The organism is Amycolatopsis sp. NPDC051371 (assembly GCF_040682155.1).
Lineage (GTDB): Bacteria > Actinomycetota > Actinomycetes > Mycobacteriales > Pseudonocardiaceae > Amycolatopsis.
Genome location: NZ_JBFBAG010000023.1, coordinates 1 through 11,709, shown reverse-complemented (window position 1 = coordinate 11,709; position 11,709 = coordinate 1). Strand labels below are relative to the sequence as shown.

Sequence of the window (11,709 nt, the reverse complement as noted above, 5' to 3'; positions counted from 1 at the left end):
GTGAGTGAGAAACAGTGTTCTAACCCTGTTTCTCACTCACGACCCGGTACCAGTTCGGCCTGATGACTTCCAGCCCGACGGGCTTGCCGCCGGGCCGGTCGAACATCCGGACCCCGTCCCCGAGCAGCACCGGCACGGGCAGCGCGAGGATCTCGTCGAGGACACCGGCTTCCAGGCATTGCCGGGCGACGTCGGCGCCCAGGACGTTGACGTACTTCTCGCCGGCCGCCTTCTTCGCCGCCGCGACCGCGCCGACAAGGTTGTCGACGAACGTGACGCCGGGCGCGGGGGCCGCCGGGCGGTGGGTGAGCACGAACTGCGGCCCCTCCCAGCCGCCGCCGAAGGCCTTGCCCTCGCCCTCGGTGCCGCGGTGCGGGTCGTCGCCGCCGTACGTCCGGCGGCCGACGAGCAGCGCGCCGATCTCCGGGATCAGCTCGTCGACCAGCGGGTCCGGGCCCAGGTACGGGGTCAGCCAGGACATGTCGCCGCCGGGGCCGGCGACGAAGCCGTCGATCGAGCAGCTGAAGCCGTAGAGCAGTTTCGCCATGGTGTGTCTCCTTGAGCCGGTTTCGCGGACTTCAGTACTGACGGCGGCGGCCGGAAAAGTCATCGGCCTCACCCGGCCGTGTCCGGAACGCGACAGGATCACCACGGACCGTTGACAACGGTGTCAGCCCGCGAGGACCGTTCCGAAACGCATCGGCTGAACTTGTGCTCAACGGCGAAGGACAAGTGACATGGTCTTGCGTACCCTCACGCGGCTTTCCGCCGCGACAGTCCTGGCGATAGCCGGCTTGATCCCCGTACCCGCATCCGCGGCGCAGCTGGTCACCGACCCCGCGTCGCTGGTCAACCCCTTCATCGGCACCTCCAACGCCGCCGACGACTTCCCCGGCGCCGACGTCCCGTTCGGGATGGTGCAGTGGAGTCCCGACACGCCCAGCCGTCCCGACGGCGGCGGGTACGAGTACAAGGACTCGTCCATCACCGGGTTCAGCCTGACGCACCTGTCCGGCCCGGGCTGCGGCGCCGACGGCGACGTCCCGATCCTGCCGACGGTCGGCGCGGTGAACACCGGCGCGAGCGTGTCCTTCAGCCACAGCAACGAATCCGCGAGCCCGGGCGCCTACTCCGTCGGCCTCGGCAACGGCGTCACGACCGAGCTGACCGCGGCGCTGCGGTCCGGGATCGGCCGGTTCACGTTCCCCTCGACGTCGCAGGCGAACCTGCAGTTCAAGCTCAACGGCAGCCAGAACGGCACGTCGAACCAGACGTGGACGGTGGTCAGCCCGACCGAGGTGTCCGGTTCGGTCACGTCCGGGCACTTCTGCGGCGCCGGGTTCACCTACACGCTCTACTTCGACGTCGTCTTCGACCGCCCGTTCAGCTCCAGCGGCACGGCCGCGGCCACCGCGGTGACCCCGAAGGCGTCGCCGGGCAAGCTGCACGGCGCGGCGGCTTCGGCGGCCGCGGCGGCGCCGGCGGCCGGCCCGGGCAGCGCGTACGTCCGGTTCGACACGACCTCGAACCCCACCGTGCAGGCCAAGGTCGGCATCTCCTACGTCTCGGTGGCCAACGCGGTCGCCAACCGCGCGGCCGACATCCCGGCGTTCGACTTCGGCGCGACCAAGCAGGCCGCGCACGACAGCTGGAACTCCCTGCTCGGCCGGATCCAGGTGGCCGGCGGCACCGCGGCGCAGCAGCGCGTCTTCTACACCGCGCTGTACCACTCGCTGTTGCACCCCAACGTGTTCTCCGACCGCAACGGCCAGTACATCGGGTTCGACAACCAGGTGCACACCGTCGCGAGTGGACACTCGGCGCACTACGCGAACTTCTCCGGCTGGGACATCTACCGCACGCAGGCGCAGCTCTCGGCGCTGCTGGCGCCATCGCAGACGAGCGACATCGCGCAGTCGATGATCGCCGACTACGCCCAGGGCGGCGGGCTGCCGAAGTGGTCGCAGAACAACGGCGAGACGTACGTGATGGTCGGCGATCCCGGCACGGCGATCCTCGCGAGCTACTACGCCTTCGGGGCGCGCAACTTCGACACATCGGCGGCGTTGCAGGCGATGCTGAAGGAAGCGAGCGTGCTCAACAACGTCCGGCCGGGGCTCAACGCGACGAACGCGCCGGGCTACCTGCCGGCCAACGGCACCTACCAGTGCTGCAACTTCTACGGCCCGGTCTCGACGCAGCTCGAGTACGACACGGCGGACTTCGCACTCTCGGCGTTCGCCGGGGCGTTGGGCGACACCGCGAACCAGGCCTTCTACGCGGGCCGCGCGCAGAACTGGAAGAACACGTTCAACGCCTCCAGCGGCTTCATGCAGCCGAGGGACGCGGGCGGCGGCTGGACCGGCGGCTTCAACCCGGCGAGCGGGTCGAACTTCGTCGAGGGCACGTCGTGGCAGTACACCGGCATGGTGCCGTTCAACGTGGCGGGCCTCGCCGCGGCGCGCGGCGGCAACGCGTCGCTCATCAGCTACCTCGACAGCGTGCTGGCCGGGTTCCACGGCAGCGGCGGGTCGCAGGCCGACCTCGGCAACGAGCCGAGCCTGGAGCTGCCGTGGGAGTACGACTACGTCGGGCAGCCGTACAAGACGCAGAAGGTCGTCCGGCAGGTCCAGGACCAGATCTGGACGGACGCGCCGGGCGGGCTGGCCGGCAACGACGACCTCGGCGCGATGAGCGCGTGGTACGTGTTTTCCGCGCTGGGCTTCTACCCGATGACACCGGGGACGGCGGACCTCGCGCTGGGCAGCCCGCTGTTCACGCAGGCTGTCGTGACGCTACCGAGCGGCACCACGCTGACGGTGAACGCCCCGGCGGCGGCGGACAACGCGCCGTACGTCCAGAGCGCTTCCTGGAACGGCGCGGCGTGGAACAACGCGTACGTCCCGACGTCGGCGATCACGTCGGGCGGGACGCTCGCCTTCACCTTGGGCACGTCGGCGAACACGGCGTGGGCGGCTTCGAACCCGCCGCCGTCCTACTCCGGGACGCTGCCGCACCTGGGCCCGCTGACGTCGGGCGTCGCGGGCAAGTGCGCGGACGTGGCCACCAGCGGGACGGCGAACGGGACGCACGTGCAGCTGTACACGTGCAACTCGAGCGGGGCCCAGAAGTGGTTCGCCGGACCTGACGGGACGTTCCAGGCCCAGGGCGGCTGCCTGGACGTGAGCAACAGCGGCACGGCGAACGGCACGAAGGTCCAGCTGTGGCAGTGCAACTCCTCCGGCGCCCAGACGTGGCAGGCGGGCGCGGGCGGGTCGCTGGTGAACCCGCAGTCGGGCCGGTGCCTGGACGACCCGGGCAGCACGACGACGGACGGGACCCAGCTGCAGATCTACGACTGCAACCAGAGCGCGGCCCAGAAGTGGACCCACGGCTAGGGCGGGCCGGCCCGCCCGGTGTGCGCGCCGGGCGGGCCGGGCCCTCTAGGCTGAGGCCATGAGCGACCCGACCTCGGAGGAGCTGGCCCGCGCCCTGCAGGGCCAGGCCAGGAGCGCCGCGACCACGGCCCTGCGCGAAGGGCTGGAAGACATCGAATCCCGGCACGGCCAGCACGTCGCCGACGAGGTCGCCGCGCTGATCGACGTCGCCGGGGTGTTCGACGGCCTCACCGAACGCGCCGCTCCAGCGCGCCGGGAGGACCGGGACGATGACGGCGCGTGGGAGTTCAAGCCGCTGACCGGCTACTGAGACGTCACTTCTGCCAGTCGTAGCTCAGCATCGGCGGATCGTCCGTACCCTTGTGGACGGTCAGGTGTTGATCGGGGTGCGCGGTGGTCCGGCAGGCGCGGGCCCGATCGTCGAGGTCGGTGGAGCTGCCCTTTCCGACCTTGCCGGCGAGGTCGTGGATCCGGTCGAAGATCGAGCTCACCGGTCGATCCGTCCCAAGCCGCTGTCGAGGGCCTTCAAGAACGCGTCGCGCGCCCCGTCGTCGGTGGCCCGCGGCGCGAAGCGAACCGGCGAACTCAGCCCGCCGGATGAGACGGGAACTTCGGCTCGCGGCGCTCGTTCCAGCTGGTCAGCCCCTCGGCCAGCTCAGGGCGCCCGAACGACTCGATCATCAACGCCGTCGCCTCGCGGGCCGCCTCCTCCAGGGGCAGCAGCGCCTCCCGCGTGAACTGCGCCTTCATCACCGCCATCGACCGAGGGGCGCTGTACGTCGCCAGCTCGGTCGCGTACGCGTGCGCGCGCAACGGCAGTTCCTCCGCCGGGACCACCTCCTGGACCAGCCCGTAGCCCAGCGCCTGCTCCGCCGTGAACGTCCGGCCCGACAGCAGCAGGTCCCGGGCGCGGCCCTCGCCCACCAGCGAGGGCAGCAGCTTCGCGATGCCGTACTCCGCGATCAGCCCGCGGCGGGAGAACGCCGTGGTGAACTTCGCGCCCGCCGCGGCGAAGCGGACGTCCGCCGAGCACGCGATCACGAACCCCAGCCCCGCGCAGCCGCCGTTGATCGCGGCCACCACCGGCACCCCCACCGAGGACGCCGCCAGGACGTCGCGGAAGTTCTCGTGCCCGCCTCCGGACGCCGGGGGAGCGGCCGCGATGTCGTCCAGAAGTCCCAGGTCGGCGCCGGGGCAGAACGCCCTGCCCGCCCCCGTGACGACCACCGCCCGGATCGACGGCTCCGCGTCCGCCTCCCGCAGGAGCCCGCCGTAGCGGGCCTGCATCGGCACGTCCATCGCGTTGCTGCGGTCCGGTTTGTCGAACGTCAGCGTGGCGACCGGGCCGTCCGCCGCGTACCGGACTCCGTCCACAGTGGACATGGCTGCCTCCTCGGGGGTCGCTGCCCATACTAAGCGGTCGCTTGGGTATCTGGCGAGGTCGCAACCGTGATTAGGGACCATGTAGCGGACTTGGCGTGCTCGATTGACCTCGCCCTGCTAGCGCAGGAACTGTGCGGTGTTGACACCTGCATCATGACCTCTCGGCTCGTGACTTTATTCTCGGAACTGGTACTGGTTCGGGTGTCCCCGCGTCCGCTGCTGGCGGACCTATGCCGAAGCGTCGATCTGTTGCGGAGCGTAATCAGCGTGTAACGGGAAGGTTCGATGACGCTAACTGCGAAGTCCCTGAGCTTCACTCGTAGTGGCGATGGCTCAGTAGCAGTAGCTGGCAGGCCGTCGCACCTTCGACAGCAGGATGTGTTCCATGACGATTTCCACCAGGTGCCGCCGACTGTCCGCGAGTCGCAGACCATGAGATAGTTGCGGGAGTGGCAAATCGACCGACAGGTCGCCCTCGCCGTAACCCATCCGAGCTGTGCGCGGCGAGCGCATCGGCTTAACTGTGCTTCGAGCTGATCTTTTCGGCCATCCGGTCTACCCTTGTGTCATGAGCGTGAGACGTGGTGAGCCGGCTTCGCCTGATGAGCAGGCGGCGAGAGATCTGCTGCGCGACTATCAACTTGCTGCTCAGCCGATCTTCGTGATCGGCACGCTTGACAAGGGTGTTACGGTTTTGAGTCAGCAGACGCGAGCCCTTAACCTCGTCTGGGCGCTTGTGCACTCGGGGAGCGCGAGTACCGACGAAAAAGTGCCGAGACTTCGTATTGCCATCGTTGGCGGAGGGTTTGCTGGTCTTACAGCAGCGGCGGCTTTGCTTAAGAAAGATGTTAACGCCGATCTGACTATTTTTGAGCGCCGTGACACTGCGCTTCCTCTGCAGCAGGGAAGTGATTCTCGCTGGGTGCACCCGCATATCTATGATTGGCCATCGGCTGGCAGTGAGTCTTTTAGTGCCGCATTGCCAGTGTTGAACTGGACGGCGAGTCGCGCTTCAGACGTGGTGGTGCAGGTGCTGCGCGAATGGAAATCTCTAGTCGAGTCGCGGAATGGTCATGCAAATGGCCGCTCCCTGCGGTTCTACTGCAACACTCGCCATCTGCAGGTTACTGGTCTTCCTTCGTCGGACAACTTCCTCCATATAGAATGGGTTGGTGAACCGCGGCAGGTTGCAGATCCCTCGGTGCCGCTGCGCGATGAGTCGCCCGGTGGCGCCTTCGAGCAGTTTGACATGGTCCTTATGGCGGTCGGGTTCGGCTTGGAGTCAGGGCAGACTTCCTACTGGAGAAATGAAGAGCTGGCTCAGCCTCACCTTGGACAAGCAACGATGACATACATCGTTTCCGGTGCTGGCGATGGAGCCATGATTGACCTATTCAGGTTGCGAATCGCGCAGTTTCGGCAAGACCGTATTCTCGCGGAACTGTTTGAAGGGCGTTCGCCACTTCTCGAACGTCTTCGGAGTATTGCGCGTCGTGCGGATCGAGACGTCGAGAATGTATTTCAGATGCTAAATGATTTGTGGGATCCAAGTCAAGATTTGAACTATTTAACGGATGCTGTGACAAAAGATCTTGCAAGTCGACTCAGGCGAGATACCCGAGTTATACTGCACGTCAGACCTTCGCGTTTCGCGGACCTGTTTGAACGAAATCGAGTTTCATTTCAAAACCGTTTACTTGCGTTCTTGCTGTATAAGGCAGGTGGGTTTCATCCGTCGAGTGAGGATATCGAAACGCTCGCCGCTGAGCACGACGTTCCTGCGGCACGAATTATCCGACGCCATGGACCAAGTCCTAGTTTGACACTTAAAACAGCCCTGGCCAAGGATCTACACCCTCTTGTTGAATCCGCAATTGCAGACAATCGATCAATTAGACAGGGTGACCAACCTAAGTGGACGGGTGGATACTTTGATGTCCCCGGCGCTTCTCAGCGTGAAGAGCGCGATGATAACGTGCGCGCGCGTTGGCGCAAAGAGTATCTTCCTGGTCCGACCCAAGCGATCGTAACAGCTTTTTGTGCTGCGCTAGCTGGAAATCTGCGGCAGTTTCACGCCGAGGATAAGCGCCTCCGTGTGACGGTACATCGTACGCTTTTGCTTGGCGCGGAGGCGGTGCTCCAGCAGTGCTGCGAATATCAGGGGGTTCGGCTGGATGATGAGCCGGGCGGATCGGCTGGCCGCACCTTCCCTGCTAATGCAGGAACGATCGGCGCTGCGTTTGTCACCAGAAAACTAGTGTGTTCGCAGGTAAACGCCGGTTCGGGGGAGTTTCAGGAGGCAATGGCGGCGCTTGATTTGAATTATGCATCGCGCGCGATGTCAAGCAGGGTTGGTGCTGTCGCCGCATTGCCTCTGATTAGTTTTGGCGACGACGTGATCAAAGGTCGCCTTCGTGAAAAGGTAGTCGGTGTTCTTTATATGGACAGTGATGAACCCGAATTCTTCAATGATTTGGATCGCATGGCGAACCTGATTTCGATGACTCGCGAGTTTATATGCACTCTGCGAGACCTGTCTTCAACAAGTGCGGGCAATCTTGCAAATAACGATTTTTGGCTCGGCGAACAAAGTGCTAGGACCCTGGAGTTGCCAACGGATCCTGCCGAGTTGGTCGGCTTGGAGATTAGGGCGGACGAGGTAGTGCGTGTCAGGTCGGCCCCTTATCTTAATTTTGATTACTCGGATTTCGCAAGAGTGGAAGTGCAATGAACGTCGTTCATGAGCTAAAGAGTTGGCCAAGTTTCTTTCGGCCGATTGTTGATGGATGCAGGATGCATGAACTCCGGCGTAATGATCGTTACTTTAATGTGGGTGATCAGCTTATTTTGCGCGAGTATGAGCCGGAATGCAAGATATATACGGGCTCAACATGCTTGGTGGAGGTTTCTTCTATTACATCCAAAGATACACCATGTGCTGTGTCTGAATCGGCATTGGATCCAGATTTCTGCATTCTTAGTATCAAATTGATATCGCGGACTGAAGTTAATTGATGATCGTGAGTGAGAACTCTTCTAAACACTTTGCGTGCAAGAGTGACTGCTTCGAGGGCACTTGTTGCTGCTGTAATTAATTTATGATCCGCGGGCCCCTTTTCGATGAGGAGTGTAGGCTGCAGGAGAATCTGCTTCGGCTTGATCGGACGAACTGGGAATGGATTTATCGCTACTTTCGACTCTGCGCAGTCTGCTCGAAAAGGTCATCAATTCTATGCTGAAGAAATAATTCGCGTCCGGTTGGTGGACGATCTTCACTCCTTGCACTATGAGTGCTGGGTGGGTCTAACCGGGAAGACCGACGGTAACTCTCTGTGCATATCGATGCGGCTTGTGAAGGATGTACACTCAATCTCCGAATTTGGCAGCTTGAGATCGAACTCGGACGGTGTGGTCAGCGCGGAGGCCGTTGGTGTCGACTGCCTCGAACAGGCCACCGGTGGAACTCGGGTGAGCAACGCCGAGCGGTAAGCTCGACGGCGGGATCGTTGATAGCAGGCTCGGTGCCTCATTAGCTGTCTGGCTAGCTGCCGACCGTAGGATGTGAGCAACAAGACCCGGGTAGCGGCTCGGCGTGGGGTTTGACCGCGCAGGCCCTAGTCATCGAAGGTGCGACGGCCACGCCCGGCAGGTCAGTGCAACCTGCGTCGAATGGTCGACACAAGCGGAACCGGGAGTTCGAAATTATCGAACCCTTTGGATCTGGCGAAACCCTTGTGCGATAGTGCTTTCCGCCCGCGCCGCCGCCGGAAGGGACTCCGCCGATGCCGCACACCCCGAGCAGACGTCAAGTGCTGGGCGGCCTCGGCGCCGCCGTCGTGACCTCGGCTCTCGCGCCGGTCGCCCGGGCCGCCGAAACGCGGCCTGACCTCGCCCTCGGCGGCCGGAGCACCGACCTGACCGACGGCTGGCGGTTCGTCCTCGCGAACCCCGACGGCGTCACCGACCCGGACGGCCGCTTCGCCGGCGCCGCGAGCCCGGCCTACGACGACTCGGGCTGGCAGGTCGTCGACGTCCCCCACGACTGGAGCATCGAGCTCCCGCCGACCGCCGACGGCACCGTCAGCTCCTCCGGCTTCTTCCGCGGCGGCCTCGGCTGGTACCGCAAGACGTTCACCCTGCCGCCGTCGCTCGCCGGCAAACACGTCTGGGTCGAGTTCGACGGCGTCTACTCCGACGCGCACGTCCACCTCAACGGCGAGCTGCTCGGCAACCACCCGTACGCCTACACCGGCTTCGCCTTCGACCTCACCGGCCGCCTGCACACCGACGGCCGGACCCCGAACGTCCTCGCGGTCCAGGCGACGAACCCGCTGCCCAGCAGCCGCTGGTACTCCGGCAGCGGGATCTACCGCAAGGTCCGGCTCGTCGTCACCGAGCCGGTGCACGTCGCCCGGCACGGCACCTTCGTCACCACTCCCGGCATCGCCGCCGGCCGCGGCACGGTCAAGGTGGCCACGGACGTCGTGAACGACTCCCCCGGCGCACTGGCGGCCGAGGTGCGTACCACCGTCACCGACCCGGCGGGCCGCGTGGTGGCGAAGGGCTCGGCGACCGTGCCGGTGGCCGCCGGCAAGACCGTCACGGCGGTCACCACGCAGAACGTCGCCGATCCGCGGCTGTGGTCGGTCGACGAGCCCCGGCTGTACCGCGTGCGCACCGACGTCGTCGTGGCCGGGCGCGTGCTCGACACGACCACGGCGGACTTCGGCTTCCGGTACACCGAGTTCCACCCGGACCACGGGTTTTCGCTCAACGGCGTGCCGATGAAGCTACGCGGGGTCAACCTGCACGCGAGCCAGGGCGCGCTCGGCGCCGTGATCGACCCCGCCGCGCTGGAGCGGCAGCTGCGGCTGATGCTCGCGATGGGCGTCAACGCCGTGCGGACCGCGCACAACCCGCCCGCCCCGGAGCTGGTGGCCGTCTGCGAACGGCTCGGGATCCTGCTGATGGTCGAGGCGTTCGACTGCTGGCGGACCGGGAAGGTCGAGTTCGACTACCACCGCGACTTCGACGCGTGGAGCGCGCGCGACATCGCCGAAATGGTCCACGCGGCCAAGAACTCGCCGGCGGTCGTGCTCTGGTCGATCGGCAACGAGGTACCGGACGCGTCGATGGCCGGCGGCCCGGAGATCGCGGCGGGGCTGATCGCGGTGGTCCGCGGGATCGACCCCACCCGGCCCGTCATCATGGGCTCGGACCGCTACCGCAGCGTGCCCGCGCCCGGCTCGCCCCAGGATCTGATCCTGCGGCAGCTCGACGGCCTCGGCGTCAACTACAACACCGCCCAGTCGATCGACGGGCTGCACGCGGCCTACCCGGACAAGTTCTTCTTCGAGTCCGAGTCGTCGTCGGAGACCTCGACGCGCGGGGCCTACCAGGACCCGGACCTGCTCAACACGGGGGAGAACCACACGCCGGGCAAGCGCGCGACTTCGTCCTACGACAACAACCTGGCCTCCTGGACGTTCAGCGGCGAGTACTCGCTGAAGAAGGACCGCGACCGGAAGTTCTGCCAGGGCCAGTTCCTCTGGGCCGGCCAGGACTACCTGGGCGAGCCGACGCCGTACGACGTCTTCCCGGTCAAGACGTCGTTCTTCGGCGCGGTCGACAGCGCGGGCCTGCCCAAGGACGCCTTCCACCTCTTCCGCAGTCAGTGGACGACCGCGCCGATGGTGCACTTGACGCCGATGGACTGGACGACCCACCGTCCCGGCGAGCCGGTCGCGGTGTGGGTCTACTCCACTGTGGACACCGTCGAACTGGTCCTCAACGGACGGTCGCTCGGGGTGAAGAAGTTCGACCGCAAGACCACTGTGGACGGACGGCCGTACCTCGAGACGAGTGAACCGGTGGGCGACGACAAGAACGACCCCTCCGGCAGCTACACCAGCCCGAACGGCGGCACCGGCAGGCTGCACCTGACGTGGACCGTGCCGTTCGAGCCCGGCACGCTGACCGCGATCGCGCGGTCCGGCGGCCGCGAGGTCGCCCGCGACCGGCTCGTCACGGCCGGGCCGCCGCGCGCGGTCACGCTGACCGCCGAGCCGCGGGGCGACGGCGCGATGGCGTTCGTGACGGCGTCGGTCGTGGACGCGCACGGTTTTCCGGTGCCGGGTGTCGAGCCGGTGCTGCGGTTCGCCGTCCGCGGGCCGGGGCGGATCGCCGGGGTGGACAACGGCCGGCAGGAGCTCGCGCAGAGCTACCAGCAGCCGACGATCCCCGCGTTCCACGGCCAGGCCGTCGCCGTCATCGCCGCGACCGGCGGCCGGGGCCCGATCACCGTCACGGCGAGCGCGCCGGACTTGACACCGGGGAAGACCACGCTGCCGGGGACGAACCTCGGGCAGCGCAACGGCCCCGGCGCGCGAGCCGGGGAGCGGCCGGAAGCGCCGGTCGTCCTCGCGGCGGACGCGAGTTATTCGGGTGCCCCGGACACGCTGCCCGCGGCGATGCTGGACGGCGACCCGGCCACCGGCTGGTCGAACTTCTACGTCAAGCAGGCGACCGCGGCGCTGCCCGCGGTGAGCCGGCCGCGGCCGGCGGACTGGGTTTCCCTGGTCTGGCCGAGGGCGCAGCGCTTCGGCACGCTCACGGCGAACTTCGTCGTGGACGCGACGCTGGTACTGCCGTCGACGGTCGAAGTCGCCTACCGGACGGCTCGCGGCTTCGAACCGGTGCGCGGCTTGAAGATCGCGTGGGGGACCGGGTCGAACGAGCCGACGACGTTCTCGTTCGAGCCGGTCACCACCACGGAAGTGCGGATCACGATGACGAGCCGGGGTTTCCTCCGGATCAGCGCCCTGTCCGCCCGCTGACGCGGTCGTGAGTGAGAAACAGTGTTAGATTGAAGTGTTTTATAAGAAAAAACCCCCCCACCCGCCGCAACGGGGGCGGGTTGGGTGTAGAA

8 protein-coding genes are annotated in these 11,709 nt (G+C 65.9%); 5 read left to right on the top strand and 3 right to left on the bottom strand.

Going from position 1 to position 11,709, the window contains the following annotated elements; translation table 11 throughout:
- Window positions 1-19 precede the first annotated feature (19 nt).
- Entirely contained in the window at window positions 20-547 is a 528-nt protein-coding gene (locus tag AB0M59_RS26625) for a dihydrofolate reductase family protein (protein ID WP_364619881.1), read from the bottom strand.
- A 190-nt stretch (window positions 548-737) separates the two neighbouring features.
- Between AB0M59_RS26625 and AB0M59_RS26620 the strand changes: the two genes are divergently transcribed.
- Entirely contained in the window at window positions 738-3,398 is a 2,661-nt protein-coding gene (locus AB0M59_RS26620; protein ID WP_364619878.1) for a lectin, read from the top strand.
- A 58-nt stretch (window positions 3,399-3,456) separates the two neighbouring features.
- On the top strand, window positions 3,457-3,708 hold the full coding sequence (locus AB0M59_RS26615; RefSeq protein ID WP_364619875.1) for a hypothetical protein: 252 nt from the start codon (window positions 3,457-3,459) through the stop codon (window positions 3,706-3,708).
- A gap of 4 nt (window positions 3,709-3,712) precedes the next feature.
- Here AB0M59_RS26615 and AB0M59_RS26610 read toward each other — a convergent pair whose 3' ends face one another.
- Entirely contained in the window at window positions 3,713-3,889 is a 177-nt protein-coding gene (locus AB0M59_RS26610) for a hypothetical protein (protein WP_364619873.1), read from the bottom strand.
- 94 nt (window positions 3,890-3,983) lie between these two features.
- Window positions 3,984-4,781, bottom strand: a complete 798-nt coding sequence (locus AB0M59_RS26605) for an enoyl-CoA hydratase-related protein (protein ID WP_364619870.1) — start codon at window positions 4,779-4,781, stop codon at window positions 3,984-3,986.
- A gap of 568 nt (window positions 4,782-5,349) precedes the next feature.
- On the opposite strand from AB0M59_RS26605, the gene AB0M59_RS26600 reads away from it, so the two are divergent.
- From AB0M59_RS26600 to AB0M59_RS26590, 3 genes are all read left to right on the top strand, one after another.
- A complete protein-coding gene (locus tag AB0M59_RS26600; RefSeq protein ID WP_364619867.1) occupies window positions 5,350-7,512 on the top strand; it encodes an FAD-dependent oxidoreductase in 2,163 nt (720 codons plus the stop codon).
- A complete protein-coding gene (locus tag AB0M59_RS26595; protein ID WP_364619864.1) occupies window positions 7,509-7,796 on the top strand; it encodes a DUF3850 domain-containing protein in 288 nt (95 codons plus the stop codon). The genes AB0M59_RS26600 and AB0M59_RS26595 overlap by 4 nt, the downstream gene beginning before the upstream one ends.
- Before the next feature lie 767 nt (window positions 7,797-8,563).
- Window positions 8,564-11,617, top strand: coding sequence for a glycoside hydrolase family 2 TIM barrel-domain containing protein (locus AB0M59_RS26590; protein ID WP_364619861.1), 3,054 nt, complete (start codon window positions 8,564-8,566; stop codon window positions 11,615-11,617).
- The last annotated feature ends 92 nt before the right edge of the window (window positions 11,618-11,709 follow it).